Source organism: Flavobacterium amnicola, from assembly GCF_004122165.1.
Taxonomy (GTDB): Bacteria; Bacteroidota; Bacteroidia; order Flavobacteriales; family Flavobacteriaceae; genus Flavobacterium; species Flavobacterium amnicola.
The window spans coordinates 244752-265300 of the sequence record NZ_SBKO01000001.1; the positions used below are offsets into that span (position 1 = coordinate 244752).

Annotated in this window: 16 protein-coding genes and 2 tRNA genes; 7 read left to right on the forward strand and 11 right to left on the reverse strand. The window is 35.4% G+C overall.

Translation table 11 applies throughout. The features are described 5' to 3' along the window. Positions 1-62: 62 nt before the first annotated feature. Complete coding sequence (gene rpe / locus EQG63_RS01120; RefSeq protein ID WP_129433500.1) at positions 63-725, forward strand: ribulose-phosphate 3-epimerase; 663 nt, start codon at positions 63-65, stop codon at positions 723-725. 38 nt (positions 726-763) lie between these two features. On the opposite strand, the gene EQG63_RS01125 is transcribed toward rpe, so the two are convergent. The 6 genes from EQG63_RS01125 to EQG63_RS01150 all read right to left on the reverse strand — a co-directional run bounded on the left by EQG63_RS01125 (position 764) and on the right by EQG63_RS01150 (position 8881). Further along, positions 764-2083 (reverse strand): TolC family protein, encoded by a 1320-nt coding sequence (locus EQG63_RS01125; protein WP_129433503.1) that lies wholly within the window; start codon positions 2081-2083, stop codon positions 764-766. Further along, a complete protein-coding gene (locus EQG63_RS01130) occupies positions 2070-5159 on the reverse strand; it encodes an efflux RND transporter permease subunit (protein ID WP_129433506.1) in 3090 nt (1029 codons plus the stop codon). Before EQG63_RS01130 ends, EQG63_RS01125 begins: the two co-directional genes overlap by 14 nt. A 7-nt stretch (positions 5160-5166) precedes the next feature. Beyond that, positions 5167-6231, reverse strand: a complete 1065-nt coding sequence (locus EQG63_RS01135) for an efflux RND transporter periplasmic adaptor subunit (RefSeq protein WP_129433509.1) — start codon at positions 6229-6231, stop codon at positions 5167-5169. Positions 6232-6335: 104 nt separating this feature from the next. Further along, entirely contained in the window at positions 6336-7202 is an 867-nt protein-coding gene (locus tag EQG63_RS01140; protein ID WP_129433512.1) for a zinc-dependent peptidase, read from the reverse strand. A gap of 102 nt (positions 7203-7304) precedes the next feature. Continuing rightward, positions 7305-7910 (reverse strand): 50S ribosomal protein L25/general stress protein Ctc, encoded by a 606-nt coding sequence (locus EQG63_RS01145; RefSeq protein WP_129433515.1) that lies wholly within the window; start codon positions 7908-7910, stop codon positions 7305-7307. 29 nt (positions 7911-7939) lie between these two features. Next, positions 7940-8881: a ribose-phosphate pyrophosphokinase gene (locus EQG63_RS01150; protein ID WP_129433518.1), complete on the reverse strand. Its 942-nt coding sequence runs from the start codon at positions 8879-8881 to the stop codon at positions 7940-7942. A gap of 210 nt (positions 8882-9091) precedes the next feature. Between EQG63_RS01150 and EQG63_RS01155 the strand changes: the two genes are divergently transcribed. Then, positions 9092-9171: transfer RNA gene (locus tag EQG63_RS01155), tRNA-Leu, on the forward strand. Between the two features lie 148 nt (positions 9172-9319). Here EQG63_RS01155 and EQG63_RS01160 read toward each other — a convergent pair. After that, a tRNA-Phe gene (locus tag EQG63_RS01160) sits at positions 9320-9392 on the reverse strand. Between the two features lie 121 nt (positions 9393-9513). On the opposite strand from EQG63_RS01160, the gene EQG63_RS01165 reads away from it, so the two are divergent. The 5 genes from EQG63_RS01165 to EQG63_RS01185 all read left to right on the forward strand — a co-directional run bounded on the left by EQG63_RS01165 (position 9514) and on the right by EQG63_RS01185 (position 14411). After that, a complete protein-coding gene (locus EQG63_RS01165; RefSeq protein ID WP_129433521.1) occupies positions 9514-10248 on the forward strand; it encodes a type III pantothenate kinase in 735 nt (244 codons plus the stop codon). After that, positions 10241-11476, forward strand: a complete 1236-nt coding sequence (locus tag EQG63_RS01170) for a hypothetical protein (protein WP_129433524.1) — start codon at positions 10241-10243, stop codon at positions 11474-11476. Before EQG63_RS01165 ends, EQG63_RS01170 begins: the two co-directional genes overlap by 8 nt. Continuing rightward, positions 11476-12030: an LPS export ABC transporter periplasmic protein LptC gene (gene lptC / locus EQG63_RS01175; protein WP_129433528.1), complete on the forward strand. Its 555-nt coding sequence runs from the start codon at positions 11476-11478 to the stop codon at positions 12028-12030. Before EQG63_RS01170 ends, lptC begins: the two co-directional genes overlap by 1 nt. Positions 12031-12032: 2 nt before the next feature. Next, the gene (locus EQG63_RS01180; RefSeq protein ID WP_129433531.1) at positions 12033-12227 is read left to right on the forward strand and encodes an LPXTG cell wall anchor domain-containing protein; all 195 of its coding nucleotides are present in this window, start codon (positions 12033-12035) and stop codon (positions 12225-12227) included. Between the two features lie 96 nt (positions 12228-12323). Continuing rightward, entirely contained in the window at positions 12324-14411 is a 2088-nt protein-coding gene (locus EQG63_RS01185) for a peptidylprolyl isomerase (RefSeq protein WP_129433534.1), read from the forward strand. A 74-nt stretch (positions 14412-14485) separates the two neighbouring features. On the opposite strand, the gene EQG63_RS01190 is transcribed toward EQG63_RS01185, so the two are convergent. Genes EQG63_RS01190 through EQG63_RS01205 form a run of 4 tightly spaced genes read right to left on the reverse strand, consistent with a single transcriptional unit; the run spans position 14486 to position 20529 of the window. Further along, complete coding sequence (locus EQG63_RS01190) at positions 14486-15712, reverse strand: BaiN/RdsA family NAD(P)/FAD-dependent oxidoreductase (RefSeq protein ID WP_394343563.1); 1227 nt, start codon at positions 15710-15712, stop codon at positions 14486-14488. After that, a complete protein-coding gene (locus tag EQG63_RS01195) occupies positions 15712-16374 on the reverse strand; it encodes a glycerophosphodiester phosphodiesterase (protein ID WP_129433540.1) in 663 nt (220 codons plus the stop codon). Before EQG63_RS01195 ends, EQG63_RS01190 begins: the two co-directional genes overlap by 1 nt. A gap of 60 nt (positions 16375-16434) precedes the next feature. Further along, positions 16435-17067 (reverse strand): hypothetical protein, encoded by a 633-nt coding sequence (locus EQG63_RS01200; protein ID WP_129433542.1) that lies wholly within the window; start codon positions 17065-17067, stop codon positions 16435-16437. 60 nt (positions 17068-17127) lie between these two features. After that, entirely contained in the window at positions 17128-20529 is a 3402-nt protein-coding gene (locus tag EQG63_RS01205) for a hypothetical protein (RefSeq protein ID WP_129433545.1), read from the reverse strand. Positions 20530-20549: the final 20 nt, after the last annotated feature.

The window sequence follows — 20549 nt, forward strand, 5'->3', positions numbered from 1 at the left end:
TTCAAATAAACAAATACACAAATAAACAAATACACTATTTTTGCACAACTAACAACAACACAATGAAGAATACTCTTATTGCCCCATCTGTACTTGCAGCTGATTTTGCCAACCTACAACGTGATATCGAAATGATTAACAACAGTGAGGCCGATTGGTTTCACATTGACATCATGGACGGAGTTTTTGTTCCTAATATTTCTTTCGGGATGCCCGTTTTGGATGCTATTAACAAACATGCCAAAAAAACAATTGATGTCCACTTAATGATTGTAGATCCAGATCGTTACATCGCCACTTTTAAAAAATTAGGAGCTGATGTTTTGACTGTTCATTATGAAGCTTCAACTCATTTACACAGAACCTTGCAGGCAATCAAAGCGGAAGGCATGAAAGCAGGAGTTGCATTAAATCCACACACTAATGTTTCTTTATTAGAAGATGTCATCAAAGATATTGACTTAGTATGCATTATGAGTGTTAATCCTGGATTTGGCGGACAATCATTTATTGAAAACACTTACAAAAAAGTACAGCAACTTAAAGAAATTATCACTCGTAATGGCGCATCCACTTTAATTGAGATTGATGGTGGCGTCACCAGTAAAAATGCCAAACAATTAGTAGAAGCCGGTGCTGATGTATTGGTTGCGGGAAGTTTTGTGTTTACTGCCGAAAATCCGACTCAAACCATCGCCGATTTGAAAAAACTCACTTCATTATAAGACCCAAAAAAAGCGCTGATTCCAGCGCTTTTTTTTATTTAAAACTTTATGTTTCCTGCTATTTGCTGCAATACGATTTCAGAAATTTTAGCCTGAAATTTAGCGCTACTATTCCTAGCTATGGCATTGACATAGTTTTCTTGTGCATTCCTGAATTCGATAGTTGTAATAGTTCCAATTCTGAATTTATCTAATGTGATTTCTAAATTTTTCTTCGCAATCGCTTCATTATTTTCTTCCAACTTGGCCAATTGCACATTCGTCAAATACGTTTGATACGCCGAAGCCAATTGTGCATTCACACTTTGCTTTTGCTGTTCTGCTACTATAACCGAATTTTCAACTTGTAACTTGGCAACTTTTTCATTTCTGTTTTGAGAAAAACCATTAAAAATAGGAATCGAAGCCGTAAGACCGTAATTTAAACCTCTACTAGAAGTTGCAGTAGTAAACCCTAAACTGTTGGCTGTTTCCACAAATGTATAACCGGTATTTAGACGAACCGTTGGATATCGATTGCTTTTAGTTTGCTTTAAATCCAATTCGGACACTCTTTTATTAATTAAGGCCAACTGGAGTTGCAGATTTTGTTTTTCTGTTAATGATTTTAATTCCGCTAATTGTAATTTATCATCCACTTCCACTTCTTCTACCACTTCAAAATCAACTGCCAAATCTCTAGCTAAAAGCTCATTCAAACGAATTTTAGTAATTCCAAAAAGTTCCTTTTGCTTCAACAAAACAGATGCATCGGTATTCAAATCGACTTGAGCATTCAACACTTCTAATTTGGCCGCTTTTCCAATTAAAAAACGATTTTCGGCAGTTCTTAAGCGTTGCTTTGAAATCACAATCGTGGTATCTAGAGCTTTCATCAATTGTTGTTGTTGCACCAAATCAAAGTATGTCGTCATAACATCACTAACTTTCGTAAGTACCATCAATTTTAACTGAACATCGCCTTGTTTCTCTAATTCTTTTAATTGATCGTAACGCGCAAACATTTTCATACCATCAAAAACAGTCCAACCCAAATTAACCCCATATTCTAAGCGGTTATTTTTGGCGTTATCCAATTCTCTAATATCACCGTTAGACTGCGTTTGTTTGGAATTTTGTATACTATTATTTTTGGTTAGCGTAGCATCCACTTGCGGGAGCATTCCGGCGTTACCCACACTATTATTTTCTTTATCGACAATTAATTCATTAGTCGCAATTTTAATCTCATAATTATTCTTCAGCGCCATTTGCACCGCTTGATCAACAGTTAAAATCTCCTGAGCCATTAGCTTAGGCATACATACTATCCATACTATTTGAAACAAAAACTTCTTCATCTCATTATGCCTTTTCATATTGTTCAACATTATCAAATTCCGGACGGTGTTTTCTTTCTCGCGACCACATTAAATAAATCGCTGGAATCACAAACAATGTCAGCGCCAATGAAAATAAGGTTCCACCCACAATTACGACTCCCATTCCGATTCTACTAGTCGACGCCGCACCCAAAGACAAGGCAATTGGCAACGCTCCTAAAGCAATGGCCAAACTTGTCATTAAAATGGGACGCAAACGCGATTCGGATGCCTCGATAATGGCCTCGTATTTTGACTTCCCTTGCTCTCTTAATTGGTTGGCAAATTCTACGATTAAAATTCCGTTTTTGGTTACTAAACCAATCAACATTACCGTACCGATTTGACTGAAGATGTTCCAAGTCTGATCGAATAACCACAACGAGAACAATGCTCCGGCTACGGCCATAGGCACCGTTAAAATGATAATAAACGGATCGATAAAACTTTCAAATTGCGCAGCAAGGATTAAAAAGATTAATAATAATGCCAATCCGAAGGCAAAGGAAGTATTCGAACTACTTTCTTCGAAATCACGAGATTCGCCACTTAAATCGGTAGTAAAGGTTTCATCCAATACTTTTTCTTTGATTCGTTCCATGGCTTCAATTCCGTCACCGATACTTTTCCCCGGCGCCAAACCAGCTGAAACAGTGGCCGACATATACCTATTATTATGATACAATTGTGGCGGACTACTTTGCTCCTCTACGTGTACGAGATTATCCAACTGAATTAATTGCCCTTTATCATTTTTGACGAAGATGGACGTCAAATCCATGGGTGCATTTCGGTCTTTTTTATCAAATTGGCCCATCACTTGGTATTGTTTCCCGTTCATCATAAAGTAACCAAAACGCTGACCACTTAAGGAAAGCTGTAAGGTTTGTGCCACATCAATAACCGATACACCCATACTTTGTGCCTTCTCTCGATCGATAGTGACATAGACTTCGGGTTTGTTGAATTTTAAATTCACATCCGAATTGGAGAACGTAGGATCGTTAGACACTTCATCCATAAAGAGCGGAATTTTCTCTTCCAACTTTTTAAAATTAGGTGCTTGAATCACAAACTGAACCGGTAAACCACCTCTTCGGTTTACGGCAATCGTTGGTGATTCGGAAACGGAAACTTTAGCTTCCGCATATTGTTTGGTCCATTTGGTTAACTTCTCAGCAATCTCTTTTTGAGTTTTTTCACGTTCTCCCGGCTGTACTAAAGCAATTCTAGCCATTCCACTATTAACAGCGGAAGAACCAAATCCTGGGGAAGTTACAATCAAACTCACTTTTTTCTCCGGAATCGAATCGTTGATTAATTCTGTCAAATCATTCATAAAACGATCCATATAATCGTACGAAGCACCTTCTGGAGCCGTTACACGCGCACTCAGAAAACTTCTATCGTCATAAGGCGCTGTCTCTTTTTGAAGTATATTAAAGAAAATATAAATCAATCCGAAACAAGCAATCAAGATTGGAAAACTCAACCATTTCTTATTCATAAAACTAGTTAAGGCTTCCGCATAACCAGAATTCATTTTTTCAAAAATAGGTTCCGTCATGTTATAGAACTTCGATTTTTTCTGTTCGCCTCCTTTCATCAAATAAGCGTTCAACATTGGTGTCAATGTCAAGGATACAAAGGCAGAAATTAACACGGCCGCACCAATTACTACTCCAAATTCTCGGAATAGCCTTCCAACGAATCCTTCCAAGAAAATTACTGGCAAAAATACAGCTGCCAACGTAATTGAAATCGAAATTACCGCAAAGAAAATTTCATTGGACCCTTTAATAGCTGCTTCGATGGGTGACATTCCCTCTTCTACTTTTTTGAATATATTTTCGGTGACCACGATACCATCATCTACCACTAATCCCGTTGCAAGTACAATCGCTAACAATGTCAATACATTTACTGAAAATCCACATAAATACATGATAAAGAACGTCGCAATCAACGAAACCGGAATATCAATCAACGGTCGAAAAGCAATTGCCCAATCTCTAAAAAACAAGTAAATAATCAATACTACCAAGATTACTGAAAGCAATAAGGTTTCGGCCACTTCCAATACTGCTTTTTTAACGAAAATCGTATTGTCAATCGCAATATTCAGTTTGAAATCTTTTGGTAAATCTTTTTGCAACAAATCAAATTGTTCGTAAAATTTCTCTGCAATGTCCAAATAATTGGTTCCAGGCTGTGGTATAATGGCCATACCAATCATTGGCTGACCCGAATCCGATAGTTTGGTCTCCAGATTTTCTGCTTCTAAAGCCGCTTTACCAATATCACTAAAACGTACAATTTTATCGCCTTCCGCTTTAACGATAATATTATTGAAACCTTCTTCGGTAGAGATATTACCAATAGTTTTTACGGTCAATTCGGTATTGGCACCTGTCAATTTTCCAGAAGGTAATTCGACATTTTGTTTGTTCAACGCCGAACGCACATCGGCAACCGTACATCCGTAGGAAGCCAATTTACTTGGATCGATCCACAAACGCATGGCATATTTACGCATACCCCAAATTTGTACACTACTTACCCCCGGAATCGTTTGCAAACGTTGAGAAAGCACATTATCTGCATAATCGGTTAACTCCAAAACATTCTTATTATCACTCTGAACCGTCATTGTAATAATAGGTTCCGAATCGGCATCTGCTTTTGAAACCACTGGCGGCGCATCAATATCTTGAGGCAAGCTTCGCACGGCTTGTGACACTTTATCACGAACGTCATTGGCGGCTTCTTCCAGATTTTTATCTAAATTGAATTCGATGGTGATGTTACTTCTCCCCGAACTACTGGAAGAGGAAATATTTCGAATTCCGTCAATCGAATTAACCGCTTTTTCTAAAGGTTCTGTGATTTGTGATTCGATGATATCGGCATTGGCACCCGAATAATTCGTTTGCACTGAAATTTGTGCCGGATCAATAGAAGGAAACTCTCGTACGCCCAAGAACGTATACCCAATGATTCCGAAAAGAATCAACATCAAGTTGAGTACAATCGTTAAAACAGGTCTTTTGATACTTAAAGTGGATAAACTCATAGCTATCTTACTTTAGGTTAACTTTTACAGGAGTATCGTCTTTTAAGGTCATGACACCAGTAGTTAAAACAGTATCACCAGCTTTTAAACCAGTCAGCACCAATACATCTTTATCTGTACGGGCACCCGTTTCCACCATAATTTCTTTGGCCTTCCCATTTACTGACACAAACACTTTTTTACCATTTTGCACCGGAATAAGCGCTTGAGTAGGTACCAACAAAGCGTCATTGATATTTTCGAGTGGCAACGATACATTGGCAAAAGTTCCTGGAATTAGTTTTCCGTTAGAATTTTGTGCCACTGCACGCATCTTTAACGTTCGGGTTGCTTCTTCAATTTCAGGTTCAATCGCATATACTTTGGCCGTATATTGTTCCTTTGATCCCGAAGTTGTAAAAGAAAGTACCGTATTCACTTTGACTTTTGTCGCATACTTTTCCGGAATCGAAAACGTAATTTTCACCTGATTGGTATTGACCAAATTAGCCACAACGGTTGTTGGTGTTATGTAAGTTCCTTTTGAAATAGAACGCAATCCAATTTTACCAGAAAAGGGTGCTCTTACCGAAGTTTTAGCAATTTGCGCTTGAATCAATTGGTTTTGTGCTTGCGCCGAACGAAAATCGGCACTGGCAATATCATATTCTTCCTGACTGATGGCTTCTTTTTGTAATAACAATTTTGCTCTTCTTTCATTTTCAGAAGCCAAAGTTTGTTTGGTTCTGGCTTGTGAGAGTTGCGCTCGAAGTTCTACATCGTTAATTTTAAACAACTGTTGCCCTTTGGAAACAAAGCTTCCTTCTTGAAAATTAATATTTTCTACTACTCCAGAAACTTCACTGCGAACCTCAATTTGCTCGTTGGCTTCGATAGAACCAGAAAGGGATAAATTATCGGAAAAAACTTGAGGTTTAAGAACAATTCCTGATACTTTTGAAGGTTTTTTGTCTCCACCATTCTTACCTTTTCCATTTTCTTCTTCTTTGGAACTATTGGCTGAGATTCTATAAAAAATCATTCCACCTAAAACTAAGGCTAATAACAGGTATACAATATTTTTTAATTTCATAGTAACGTAAAGTTAGGTAATCTGTAAGATTATATAACAAAACTACTTGTTATTCTTTACTTCTCTAAAGGTTTGATTTTTATTTAACATTAATTTAGATTTTGTCAAGAACTGACAAAATGATTTTCATTATAATTAATCATTTGCCTCACTTTTAGATAAATTTCAGGGAATTGACTTTTAAATTCTGAGGGAGATTCAAAAAAATATTCCAACAACACTGCCACAAATTCATATTGATTTTCAAAAGCATACGTTCGAAAAAATCCCGAAGAAATTAAATTTTCTCTTAACTCTTGATTGTCTAGTATCCCAAATAAACTTTGTAACGATTCTTTAAACAACACAGACTTAAAGGAATTGGTAATTTTAGTTTCAATATGTAAAACATGCGTAAATTCATGTAATCCTAGATTGAGATTGTCGTTGGTAATTCGAATCCCTTCTGTAAAATCTTCCCAAGAAAAAATAACTTGTTTGAGTAAGGGATTAAATTCTCCTTTGTGGTATTGCTGATTTTTATCTGAAAAATAAGCATTCGGATAAATAACGATTGTCGTAAATACTTTGCTCAAATACAGGCGTTGACCGAAGGTTAATTTAACATAAACGGCAGCAATCAGTAGTTTCATTTCTTCGGTTAATTCAATATTTCGAGACTCAAAATGATACTGCGATATAAATTTATTCACTCTATGCTCAAAATACCGCTTGTATTTTGGTTTTAAGCGATTATAAAATGAAAAATTATGTTCCAACAAAGACTGTTGACTCTCTGTAAGTTTATTTGAAACAAGATGGGTAAAAACTAAAAATGGCTTTTTATAGGTTCTGATGTAAACAACTTCTAAAACTTGAATAAAAAAAAGGAGAAAACAAAATCCAAAAAAAACTGTTAAGACAGAAGCCATTATAACGTCTTTTCTATGCAAGTCTTCAGTAGGTAGGTCGAGAGCGAAAAATAAAAACATTACTCTAATTTAAAATTGTTGAAACAAAATTACACTAATGCAATGTAACTAAAAAAGGCAACTCAAATGAGTTGCCTTTTGGGATATAAAAATAATCTTTAATTATTTTTTCTTTTTTGCTCCACCTTTTTCTGCTTTGGCAGCTTCTTGAGCAGCTTTCATTGCAGCACGTGAAATTCTTACTTGACACACTACAGTGTTGTCTGGGTGTAAAAACTTGTACTTATCAGAAGCTAATTTAGTAATGTATAATTTATTACCCATTTCTAAAGCAGAGATGTCTGCATCAATAAAATCTGGCAAGTTAGCTGGTAATGCTTTTACTTTTAATTTACGTTGGTTTAAACGTAATACCCCTCCTAATAATACACCTGGAGAAGTTCCAACCACTCTAACTGGAATTTCCATAGTTACTTCTTTGTTATCAAATAACTGGTAGAAGTCAATGTGTAAAATTTTGTCAGATACTGGGTGTACTTGAATGTCTTGTAAAACAGCATTGTAAGATTTACCTTCTAACTCAATCACAACTGTGTGTGCGTTTGGAGTGTAAACCAAGTTTTTGAATGCTTTTTCTTCTGCTGAGAAATGCACAGGTTGATCTCCTCCGTATAATACGCAAGGAACCGCTCCAGCATTACGTAAGGCTTTAGTCGAAACTTTACCCACGCTTTCTCTTTCTGATCCTTTAATTGTAATCGATTTCATTTTAAAAAAATATAGTTAATAATATAAACTTACATTAAAAATTTTCCACTGATGGAATTGTTGTGGTGCACCATGTTCATTACTTCTGCGAAAAGAGGTGCACAACTCACCACTCTTATTTTATTTGATTCTTTCTTTAATGGAATAGAATCAGTCACTATTAATTCGCTCAATTGCGAGTTTTCAATTTTTTCGTAGGCTTCTCCTGATAAAATGGCATGAGTACAAATTGCTCTCACACTTAATGCTCCTTTTTCTATCATTAAATCGGCTGCTTTGGCTAATGTTCCTCCAGTATCAATCATATCATCCACTAGAATTACATTTCTTCCTTTTACTTCACCAATCAATTCCATGGTATCAATTACGTTGGCTACTTTACGTTGCTTGTAACAAATTACCACATCCGATTCTAAGAATTTAGAATACGCATAGGCTCTTTTCGAACCACCCATATCTGGCGATGCAATCGTTAAGTTATCTAAACCTAAACTTTTTACATATGGCAAGAAAATGGTGGAAGCAAACAGGTGGTCTACTGGTTTTTCGAAAAACCCTTGTATTTGATCTGCGTGCAAATCCATGGTCATGATGCGGGTAGCACCAGCACTTTCCAATAATTTAGCAACTAGCTTGGCTCCAATTGGCACTCTTGGCTTGTCTTTTCTGTCTTGACGCGCCCAACCAAAATAAGGAATTACAGCAGTAATATGTCTTGCTGAAGCTCTTTTAGCAGCATCTATCATTAATAATAATTCCATCAAGTTATCAGCACTTGGGAATGTAGAACAAACAATAAATACTCTCAATCCACGGATTGATTCTTCATAAGACGGCTGAAATTCGCCATCACTATATTGCGAGAACGTTACTTTTCCTAGCGGCACACCGTATTTCTCGGCTATTTTTTCAGCTAGGTAAACACTTTGCGAACAAGCAAAAACTTTTGCTTCGGGCTCTAGGTGCGGCATTAATTCGTTGTTTTTATTTCGATATATCCCTGACGAAATCGCTTTATTTTTATCTAAAGACCACTCTTCATAAATACCTCGAATGTAGTTAGTTAGTAGTTGTGCGTCTAAACGCGGTGCAAATTTAGGAATAAAATCGAAGTAGAAAAGATATTTTTCAAGTATTTTTTATGATTTTTAGAAAAAATAATTACATTTGCACTCTCCTAAGCCCGGATGGCGGAATTGGTAGACGCGCACGACTCAAACTCGTGTACTTAGGTGTGTGGGTTCGATTCCCACTCCGGGTACAAATCAAAAGTATCAAACAAACAAAAACCCCTTAAATTTTATAATTTAAGGGGTTTTTTACATTTTAGTCGACTTCTCTTTTGTACTTTATCATTATGAACTTGTAAGAAATAAAAAAAGCCCACTTTTTAAGTGGGCTTTTGAAGGTGGTGCCTCCAGGAATCGAACCAGGGACACACGGATTTTCAGTCCGTTGCTCTACCAACTGAGCTAAGGCACCTTACGATCATTAAGCAGTTCTACTTGCTGATTGCGGGTGCAAATATAGAACCATTTTTCATTTATCCAAAACAATTTTTTAAAAAAATCTATTCGTAGCTTTGTACCTCAATGCAATCATTATGATTTTAACCATCGACATCGGAAATACTCAAATTAAAAGTGCTGTTTTTGAGAACAATACGATAATTCACATCACAAGTTTTAAACATGAACTTTTTTTTAATGAAATTGAAAATATTTTAAATCAATTCAAAAAAGTAGCTGTTTTGGTAGTCGCTTCTGTTGGAAAAATAGACAAATCGGCTTTTGAAACATTCTCTGATAAAGTAAAAATTCATTTTATTGACCGACAAAATCCGTTTCCTTTTACAAACAACTACCAATCGCCAGCAACATTAGGTATTGACAGAATGGTGCTTGCGGCAGGGGCAGCACTACAATATCCAAACCAAAACAAACTTATAATCGATGCAGGAACATGTGTTACCTATGATTATGTAGACGAGAACAATATTTATCACGGAGGAGCTATTTCCCCCGGAATTCGACTACGTTATGAAGCCATGCATAATTATACCGCAAAACTTCCGTTATTAAAAAAGGATGAACTTGTAAATTTGATAGGGAGTTCTACAGAACAATCTATGCACTCTGGAGTGGTAAACGGTTTAGCCTTCGAAATAGAAGGTTATATAAATGCGTTAACGTTTCAAAAAGAAAACTTTATCATAATTTTAACGGGAGGAGATGCTATTTTTTTGGCTAAACGATTAAAAAATACCATATTTGCCAATTCAAATTTTTTACTGGAAAGTTTGAATCATTTATATCAATATCAAATCAACAATGATTAAAAAAATAATTTTAGTAGGTCTATTCCTCTTCTCACTTCAATCTATTGCACAAGCGACATCATCACCCTATTCATTCTATGGAATTGGGGAAGTAAAATTCAAAGGAACTATAGAAAATCGCTCTATGGGTGGTTTAGGAATTCTATCGGATAGTATTCATATTAATTTACAAAATCCTGCCGCTTTGTCTTCTTTAAAACTGACTACCTTTACGGCAGCTGGTACTTTTTCTCCAACGGTGATGAAATCGAGTACAGTAGAAGAAAGAGCACAACGCACCTCATTGGATTATCTTGCGATGGCATTCCCAGCAGGCAAACTTGTGTTTAACTTGGGCTTAATGCCCTATAGTGCTGTTGGATATAAAATATTAAACGTTGACTACGTAAACAACGAAAGAGAAATTAGCATTGGCAAAGGCGGATTGAATAATGTTTTTGTGGGAGCAGGATATCATATAAATCCGAAACTATCTGTAGGAGCTCAAATGACTTACAATTTTGGAGAAATATCACACTCGTTTACCTTTTTAAAAGGAACAAACCAATTTAATACAAGAGAACTAAACACCTCTCAGTTAAACGGACTAAGTTTTAACACTGGACTTACCTTTTCCACAAAAATAGCTAACAAATTAGAGTTTACAAGTAGTGCGACCTTTTCTCCCGAAATGCGCTTAAATTCAACCAATTCGAGAAATATTGCCAAAACAACCTTCAATTCTCAAGGAGTCGAAGTGGTTTTTGGCTCTAGTGATATTGAAATTGCCGATACTAAAATCAAAACTCCTTCAAAAGTAACTTTTGGTGCTGGTGTAGGGAAAAGTAAAAATTGGTTTTTAGGAATTGAATCTGCGTTCTTAAGCAAACCCAATTATGATATCGTGTATCCGAAAGCAACGTTTGAAAGTGCTAACAAAATATCTTTAGGAGGTTACTTCATACCAAAATACAACTCTTTCAATAAGTACCTAGAGAAAGTGACTTATAGAGGTGGATTTAGACATGAAAACACAGGTCTAATTGTAAATTCTCAATCTATTAAGGATACTGCCTTTACCTTAGGATTAGGGTTACCATTAAACGGAACTTTTTCAAATATAAATATCGGTTGTGAGTTTGGGAAAAGAGGGACCAAAAATGCCGGTTTAATTCAAGAGAACTACACCAACATTTCGATAGGATTATCATTTAACGACAGATGGTTCCAAAAAAGAAAATTTGACTAATGCTTACATTTGAATTTCAAATAGTTATAAAAAAAGTGATGTTGTTAATTACAACAACACTTTTTTTTATTTCCTGCGAAAGCAATTTCAAAGAAGTTCAAAAAATAAACATTACCGAAATTAATCCGGTTGGAGAAGCCCAGGATTTTAATTTAAAGTATACTGACTCTGGCAAAATAAAAGCTGTTTTGGTTTCTCCAAAAATGTTAGATTTTTCTACTGCCGAATTCCCGTTTAATGAATTTCCAAAAGGAATAAATTTGACCATTTACGACGATAATGCCAACAAAAGTTTTGTCACTTCAAATTACGCTGTTTCCTATGGAAGCACCAACATTATTGAACTTACAGGACAAGTGATTATCACCACTCACGATGGCAAAAAACTAGAAACAGAACAATTGTATTATGATCAAAAAAACGAATGGTTTTTTACCCAAAAGCCGTATCGATTTACAGACAGAGGAAGCATCATAAATGGCATTGGAATTGACTTTAGTAAAGATTTTAAATATTTAGACACCCAACAAATTAAAGGAACTTATAATTTATAACCATGAATTTATTAAAATACACACAATACGCTTACTTAGTTGCCGGAATCTTATTTTTAATAGATGGCACAATGAAATTAAACTCAGGAGACAGCAATGCGTATATCATTTTAGGATTAGGAGTCGTGGCCATCGGAATGTTCTTCTTCCGTAGAAAATTTACTAAAAAATTTGACCAAAAAAACAACAATCAATAAAAAATTAAACTTTCTATTAAAATAAAAGCCAACATCTTTTATTATTTCATAGATAATTGTATTTTCGCCCACTGAATAAAAATTAAAATAAATATAATGGCAGTTTTATCAAAAATTAGACAACGTTCATTACTAGTTGCTGTAGTAGTAGGTTTAGCATTATTAGCATTTATCATTGGTGCTTTAATCGAAAATGGTGGTTTTAAAACTACTTCTAAAAATGCAGGAACAATTAACGGAGTAGATATTGCTTTTGAAGACTTTAGAACAAAAGTAGATGCAATGCAAAAAAGCCAACAAGGCATTACTGCTATGCAAGCTACTAATGGAGTTTGGGAACAAGAAGTAAAAAGAGTTTTACTAGAAGACCAATTGGAAAAAGTAGGTTTACGTTTAGCCGATGATCAGTTAATCAATGTAATCAAAGAACAAGCTGATTTTCAAAGCCCACAATTTTTAAATGAGGCAGGTAAATTTGACAAAGGTAAGTTCAATGAGTTCTTGGCTTCAATGAAAAAACAACCAGAAAGCTGGAAGCAATGGTTGAATTACGAAAAATCCATTACGCAATTTGCAAAAGAGCAAATGTACAATACCATGATTAAATCAGGGTATTATACCACTCAAGCAGAAGGTAAATTCAACTACGGATTAGAAAACAACAAAGTTACTTTTGACGTTGTATCTGTTCCATATTCTACTATCGATGATAAAAAAGTTGAATTATCGGATGATGAAGTTATCGCTTACATGAAAAAGAACGAGAAAAAATTTAAAGCTGAAGCTTCTCGCGAAATTGAATATGTAATGATTGAGGACAAAGCATCTGCAGCAGATCAAAAAGTAGTACAAGACAAAGTAAATTCTTTAATGAATGCTTCTGTTGTATATAATGCTGCAACTGGTAAAAACGATACGGTTGCTGGTTTCAGAAACACAACCAATGTTATTGAGTTTGTAAACACAAATTCTGATATTAAATACGATTCTACTTATATCGCTAAAAAAGATTTACCAGTAGATCACGCTGAAGCGTTATTCAACACACCTCAAGGAGGAACTTACGGTCCATATATGTTTGGAGATTACTACTGTATTTCTAAATCGTTAGGAAAAAAATCAGGAATCAATGCAAAAGCGAGTCACATTTTAATTGGATATAAAGGAGCTGCTGGACCAAAATCTAACAGAACCAAAGAAGAAGCACAAGCTAAAGCCAACGAATTATTGGCGCAAGCACAAGCTAACCCAGGATCATTCGCGATGTTAGCTATGACCAATTCTGATGATTCATCAAAACAACAAGGTGGTGATTTAGGATATTTCTCTAAAGGACAAATGACTAAAAACTTTGAAAACTTTGTTTTTGGAAATCCAACAGGTAAAATTGGTTTAGTAGAAACTGAATTCGGTTTCCACATTATAAATGTTACTGACAAACAAGACGGAATTCGTTTGGCAACCATTGCTCAAAAAATCATTCCTTCGGAAGCAACAAGTGATGCTGCCTTTACAAAAGCTTCTAAATTTGAAGTATTAGCAAAAGAAAAAGGATTTGAAGCGGCTGCTAAAGCTGAAAAATTAACTATTGCTCCGGTATCAAAAGTAATGGCACTTGACGAAAACATTCAAGGTGTTGGTCCACAAAGAGAGATCGTTCGTTGGGCATTCACAGCAGATAAAGATGACGTTAAACGTTTTCAAACGCCAAATGGACATGTAATTGCAAGAATTAAAGCAGTTAATGAAGCAGGATTAATGCCAATTGAAGAAGCTAAAAATGCTTTTGGTTACAAATTAAGAAATGAGAAAAAAGCAAAATTAATCGAAGCTAAAATGACTGGCGCTACTTTAGAAGCGGTTTCTAAAGCAACTGGTTCTCCAGTAAAAGAAGCTAAAGATGTTACTGCTGCAGGTTCATTCATCGAATCGATTGGTCCAGAACCGAAAGTTGTAGGTGCTGCTTTTTCTTTAAAATCAGGTGTTGTTTCACAAACTATCGAAGGAAATTCTGGTGTATTCAAAATCAAAGTAAAATCGTTAACTAAAGCTCCAGCAGCTACAGATGTTAAAGATATTATTACAAGAATAAACGGGCAGTCAAAAGGTTCTTCAGCAGGAAGATTATTCTACTTGCTAAAACGTGATGCTGATATCGAAGACAATAGAGCTGATTTTAACTAATCAAGCATTCAAGATAAACATAAAAAATCCCGATTACTCGGGATTTTTTTATTTCTATATTACTCCATCAATTTCTATGATTCATTGGCTATGGCATTCGCTAAAATAAACCCGCCTGTCCAAGCATTCTGAAAATTAAAACCTCCTGTAATAGCATCAATATTTAAAATTTCACCCGCAAAATAAAGATTTTTTAGCAGTTTACTTTCCATCGTTTTAAAGTTTATTTCTTTTAAATCGATTCCACCAGCCGTTACGAATTCTTCTTTAAACGTACTTTTCCCATTCACTTGAAACTGTCCGTTGGTCAATTGATTGGTTAAATCATTGAGTTGTTTTTTGGAAACATCAGCCCATTTTTCGGTTGTAATACCTGCCGCTGTAAGTAAACTTTCCCACAATCGCTTTGGAAATTCAAACGGACAAAATTTAGACACTAATTTCTTCGCATTTTCTCCTTTGATTGCTTTTAAAGCATCGGAAACACTTTCGAAATCCATATCATTCAACCAATTGACTTGTAAGGTAAACTGATAATTTTTAGCTGCCAAATCACGAGCGCCCCAAGCCGAAAGTCGTAATATTCCTGGACCACTCATTCCCCAATGCGTGATTAGTAATGGTCCGGATGCATTTAGCTTACTGTCTTTAACTTTTACCGCAGCCACTGCCGAAACACCCATTAAATCTTTTATCCGAGTATCTTTAATATTAAAAGTAAACAAAGACGGAACCGGCGGGATGATAGAATGACCTAAATTTTCAAGCATTTCCCAGATTTTTGGATTGCTACCAGTAGTCATTATTAGTTTTCCACACTTAAATGATTCATGATTGGTGTCCAATTTCCAGTAGGTTGCTTCCGAAGTTTCCGAAGCATAAATCGATTGTACACTTTGCCCTGTAAGCACGTCAATTTTTAAATTCTTAGTAGCGGTTAAAAAGCATTCAATAATCGTTTGTGAAGAATCTGAAATAGGAAACATACGCCCATCGTCTTCAATTTTAAGTTCCACTCCATGATTGGAAAACCACTCGATGGTATCACCACTACAAAACTGATGAAAAGGACCTTTAAGTTCTTTTTCACCGCGCGGATAAAATTTAACCAAATCATTCGGAATGAAACAAGCGTGCGTTACATTACAGCGTCCTCCGCCCGAAACACGAACTTTAGACAACACTTCTTTGCCCCGTTCCAATATGGCAATTTTAAGCTTCGGATTGTTTTCAGCGATATTGATAGCGGTAAAAAAACCTGCCGCACCACCACCCACAATAATTATATCGTAATGTATCATTATAATCGATCAGGAAAATCAGAAATTATGGCATCAACACCAAAATTCTTGACAAAGGTAATGTCTTCGGGAGAATTAACCGTCCAAGTATGAATTTTAAATTCGTTTTCTTTTGCTTTTTGAATGAATTCCTGCGTCAACAATTTAAAATACGGATGAATAGAGTAGGCCTTGATTTTTGTAGCAAATTCAAAAGCAGCTTCGATATTATTTTCTGTTAAAACACCCAATTGAATAGCTTCATTTAAGGCTTTAATCTCTTTTAAAACCTCCCAATTAAAAGCAGAAACGACAATATTTTGATAATTAATCTCTTTTAAACGAACAAACTTTTCAATTTCAGCCACAATGGTTTTAGTAGCTTTTGGTTCTTTAATTTCGATGTTTAAAAACGCATTTTCGGGAAGTAGGTGAAACGCTTCGACCAATGTAGGGATCCCAATTTTCTGGCATTCGGCAACGGTAAAATCCTTTACAAAACCTGCGGCATTTTTTATGGTCCTATCTACGGTTTCGTCGTGAATGACAACCGCTTCTTCATCGGCAGAAAGATGCACATCAAGTTCGATTCCATGAGCGCCCAATTCGAACGCTTTTAGAAATGATTCGATGGTGTTTTCAGGCACGTGCCCTTTTGCTCCGCGATGACCAATTTTTAGCATATTCAAAAATAAAAAAAGACTGCCATAAAATGACAGTCTTCGGTGTAATATATTATATAACTACTCTACTTGATCTTCATCAATATAGGTTTTGTTACCATTTTTATTGATGTAATATTTTCCACCTCTTGGGCCTGTATATACTTTTCTGCCTTTGTATTCTCCCGTAACTTTATCTTTAGTGTTCGGATTGGCTTTCTCCGTAGATACACGCTCTTTTTTAGCTACAGTTTTAGTGGCTTTTTCTTTCGTTTCTTTTTTAGCTACAACTACTTTTTCATCGGCAGTTTTCTTTGCTTTTGTAGTTTTCGATTTGGCTTTATCCGCTTCATCTTTTACTTTAGCATCTACTTTATTGGCTGCTGCTTTTGTTTTCCCAGCGGCAGCTTTCGCTTTACCCGTTTCGGAAGCATTGGTTGCCTTTATTGCTTTTTCTTTTTTAGCTGTCGCTTTCTCTTTAGTAGCTGTTGCTTTTTCTTTAGTAGCTGCTGCCTTTTCTTTAGCCGCCGCCGCTTTCTCTTTTTTCGCTGCTGCTTTTTCTTTTTTCTCTTTGGCTGCTTTCTCTTTAGCCTTTTTTTCTGCCGCAGTTAATTTGGCTTTTTCTGTTTTAGGTTTGGTTTTCGTTTCTGTTTCTTGAGCAAAGAATGTGTTTGAGAAAACAAATACAAAACACAATAATAGTAACTTTTTCATTTTTTTCTGTTTAGTTATTTTGTTAAATTTAGTAATTTTTTTACAAAAAGCATACCAGAATTAAAAATAGGCTCTTAATTGAATGTTTCCAGTGTGAACAGTATCAGCCGTTTCACTTTTTCTTCCTTGATAATTGATGTTTATATCTAAATATTGTGTCAAGTTTTTTTGAACCAACAAACGCCAGGTCGTGTTCTTGCCTGCTTGCAATCCTTCCAACATTTGAAATCCAACTGGAGAAAACGGATTACCGCTAAATTGGTTATTGATTAACGAAAATTCTCCGTTGATGGTTATTTTTTTTTCGGAAGCAAAATTAAATGTCGTCCCCAATTGATTGTGTTTCAATGATTCTAAATCCCCTAATTTGTTATCTTTATTTTGAAGGATGTAGAAAACATCCCAACTGGCATTCTTAGAAAACAAATAACCCACTTTTGATTCCAATTTATTCCCACTAATCTCAAAGTTTCTGGAAGCATAGTTTAATGAACTGTTTTCGGAAGCTAGCCAATTTTCCGTAAGTGTAAACAACCAACTTTTTTGTAACAAATGCACGTACTGCAATTGATGCGAATTGTTTTTACTTTGCAATTCGTCCGATACTTGTAAGTTTTTCAAGTTATTCGACACAAAAGTGTAAGTTACCGAATGCTGTTGCTTGCCGCGATTAAAAAACAAACTATTTCGAATACTGGATGACAATCCCAACAAATTTTGCTCTTTGGAAGCAAACGGATTCAAGTCAAAATTATCCCCATCGCGTTTGATTTTTCGCTCAATCAAATACGAACTTTGGTTGTAGAAATAAGATAAAAATTTTCTAAAACCAGTGCTATTCATCCAACTTGAAGGATTTAAAGTAACCGATTGTGAAAATTTATTTTGATGTGTTTTGATAAAAATTTGATTCGGCAAAAAGATTTTAACATACTTGGCTTGATCTGGAAAAGGCGCAATTTCAAACTCTTGCAATTCTTGAATTCCGTTGTTATTATAATCATTCCAAGCAAAAATTCCTTTTCCTGGTTCTACTTCCAAAAAACTGAATTCTTGCTGGGCAATGGTTCCTGAATTGTTTTCATACATGGTGGTCCATTGAATTTTTTGACTAAAAAAGTTATCATTATACAACACGCGTGAATTTAACGAAGGCTCGTTTCCCCGAATATCGGTGAACTTTAAATTTCTATAATTGACAAATACCGACAAGTCTCTGGTCTCATTTTGAATCAATTTCGATTTTACATAATAGGACTGCGAAGTGTTTACGCGTTCCAATTTACCCAATTGCAAACTATCGTTAACGCGATGCAAATAACCCAATTCTACAAAAACTTTGGTCGAGTCCCCTCTACCAACAAAAGCCCCATATTCAGTGAATTTCTGACTTAATATAGACAGTTGATTCGTTGCTTTAGTGGTTTCTTGATTGTTTTCCAATCGGAAGCTACCTCCTACCCAATTTTTCTTAAAATGATATCTAGTTTGCGCTGTGTTTCGTAAAAACTTGGAAGTGGCTAGATTACTATCTGTATTCAAATAACTTCCATCATTAGAAAACAACCAATTATTGTACTTATAATATCCCAAAACAATATTTCTATTCCCTGAAAAGCTCTCAGAAAATTTTAAATTCTCGTACTGATACTTCCAATTCGATTTGCTAGGCAATTCAAATTGTAAACCTGAGATGATCAAACTCTGATTTCCAATTGGGGCATTCAAATTCCAATCTCTATCAAATTCGATAGTAAATAAACGTTCAATTCCTTTGAAGTTTTTCTGAATTAATTGAAAGTTTCCAAACGCATTGACGTTCCATTTTTTAGAAAACAAACGCTGATTGAAATTTAATTTTCCCGCCAATCCTTGATTGTCCTTATCATTGATTCCTGAAAATAAATTTTTATCGTTATTACTAACTCCTAATTCAAAATCGACTGCTGTTTTTTCACTTGGCTTATATTTTCCCATTAACGAAGCCACTTGGAGTTTTGTGGGCGCCACTAATTTTATAATCGGTTCGTAATTTCCTTGTGGAATCCCTGCAATTGGAGCGATGTATTCAAAAATCCTTCCATTGGTAATAGACGTTTTTAACTTGTAATTCCCTTGATTATTCCCTACGAAACTGAATTTTACATTATACAAAACATCGGTTTCAACGGTCGAATATTCAAAAACCTCATCTGGTCCAATTGTAGTTTTCTTGTATAAGATTTTATTTTCAGAATAAGTATCAAGTACTGCTGATTGCGCGTTCATTAACTTGACATCGTCTCCTGCATTGGCTAAAATTTGAGCTTGTTCAGGTGATAAATTTTGTTGCACTGGTTGATTTTTGACATCATTTTCCGAATAAATCGCACCTCCCAAGCTCCATTTTTCATTTTCATGATTGGCCCCTGCATAGGTTACAAAACGCGTATAATTTCGTTCGGAATACTGATATTCAATGGAAATTCGCATTTCGGAAGTAATGGGATACAACGAAGTAAAAGTGACTTCACCCGCATTATAATCGATCACATATTGGTTGTTTTCGCCTCGTGTGAGCAATACACCATTAACATACACTCTTTCTGAACCAGAAATCACTAAAATGTACAATTCACCGTTAGGTCCTTTCAGCTTATAAGGTCCTTGATTGCCTTCTTGTCCCGTAAAAGTACTCTTAGCGTACTGCCCGCGAACTAAAGCCCCTGAAGCAAAGACTTCGGTCTTGTTTTCGGGTGTTCCAAAGGTAAACTGTGTGGCTAATCCTTGTACTTTTTTATTAAAATTCAGAAATCGAGATTTCCGGTTTTCCAGAAATAAATCGCCGGCGCGAATACTCCATTTATCGGAGAACAATTCGATGAAAATTTGGTCAAACTCATCTAACTTTTGCGAGTAGCCGCCTTCTTGCAACGGAATATTACTGTCCTGCAAAGATGCACGCAAACTCACTTTATCCGACAATTTCCCTGTAATTTGTAAATCCAAATTGGAATTTACCGAAGTATTTTGATTATTTCCGACAGTAATTCCACGAGTAATACTACCCGAAGTGTTTAAGCCATCAAAAGGTTTGTATTTCGTAAATGTCTCTTGCGAGGTTTTGTACAAACTCCCATAAGGTTTGTTTTCGACTACACGACTCTTGTCATAAATCGTATATTCTTTGGTCAAAAAATCAGGAAATTTAAGATAACGAACCGTTACTGTATCTTGACTTCTAAATCCATTTTTAAAAACTAAAATACTTTTAGTATAATCAATTTTATACAAACTGGTATCAATCGGTTCCTGATTCGCATTGAGTACTTTAAAAAAACTAGTATTAATACTCACGCTGTCAATGGAAATAGAATCACGGTCGACCACAATTTTTTTGATATGGTAAGGCGAAGTAATTTCTTGAGCATACATCCCAGAAAGTCCAAACATAACCAACAAAAAAAATAGTCTTTGAATCATACCAATATAACGGCTACATT

Coding starts and splice junctions, on each gene's coding strand:
- lptC (WP_129433528.1), top strand. CDS start 11,476: ATGCTTACATTTGAATTTCAAATAGTTATAAAAAAAGTGATGTTGTTA.
- EQG63_RS01200 (WP_129433542.1), bottom strand. CDS start 17,067: ATGAAAAAGTTACTATTATTGTGTTTTGTATTTGTTTTCTCAAACACA.
- EQG63_RS01135 (WP_129433509.1), bottom strand. CDS start 6,231: ATGAAATTAAAAAATATTGTATACCTGTTATTAGCCTTAGTTTTAGGT.
- EQG63_RS01195 (WP_129433540.1), bottom strand. CDS start 16,374: ATGCTAAAAATTGGTCATCGCGGAGCAAAAGGGCACGTGCCTGAAAAC.
- EQG63_RS01140 (WP_129433512.1), bottom strand. CDS start 7,202: ATGTTTTTATTTTTCGCTCTCGACCTACCTACTGAAGACTTGCATAGA.
- EQG63_RS01125 (WP_129433503.1), bottom strand. CDS start 2,083: ATGAAAAGGCATAATGAGATGAAGAAGTTTTTGTTTCAAATAGTATGG.
- EQG63_RS01165 (WP_129433521.1), top strand. CDS start 9,514: ATGATTTTAACCATCGACATCGGAAATACTCAAATTAAAAGTGCTGTT.
- EQG63_RS01205 (WP_129433545.1), bottom strand. CDS start 20,529: ATGATTCAAAGACTATTTTTTTTGTTGGTTATGTTTGGACTTTCTGGG.
- EQG63_RS01170 (WP_129433524.1), top strand. CDS start 10,241: ATGATTAAAAAAATAATTTTAGTAGGTCTATTCCTCTTCTCACTTCAA.
- EQG63_RS01180 (WP_129433531.1), top strand. CDS start 12,033: ATGAATTTATTAAAATACACACAATACGCTTACTTAGTTGCCGGAATC.
- EQG63_RS01150 (WP_129433518.1), bottom strand. CDS start 8,881: ATGCCGCACCTAGAGCCCGAAGCAAAAGTTTTTGCTTGTTCGCAAAGT.
- EQG63_RS01190 (WP_394343563.1), bottom strand. CDS start 15,712: ATGATACATTACGATATAATTATTGTGGGTGGTGGTGCGGCAGGTTTT.
- rpe (WP_129433500.1), top strand. CDS start 63: ATGAAGAATACTCTTATTGCCCCATCTGTACTTGCAGCTGATTTTGCC.
- EQG63_RS01185 (WP_129433534.1), top strand. CDS start 12,324: ATGGCAGTTTTATCAAAAATTAGACAACGTTCATTACTAGTTGCTGTA.
- EQG63_RS01145 (WP_129433515.1), bottom strand. CDS start 7,910: ATGAAATCGATTACAATTAAAGGATCAGAAAGAGAAAGCGTGGGTAAA.
- EQG63_RS01130 (WP_129433506.1), bottom strand. CDS start 5,159: ATGAGTTTATCCACTTTAAGTATCAAAAGACCTGTTTTAACGATTGTA.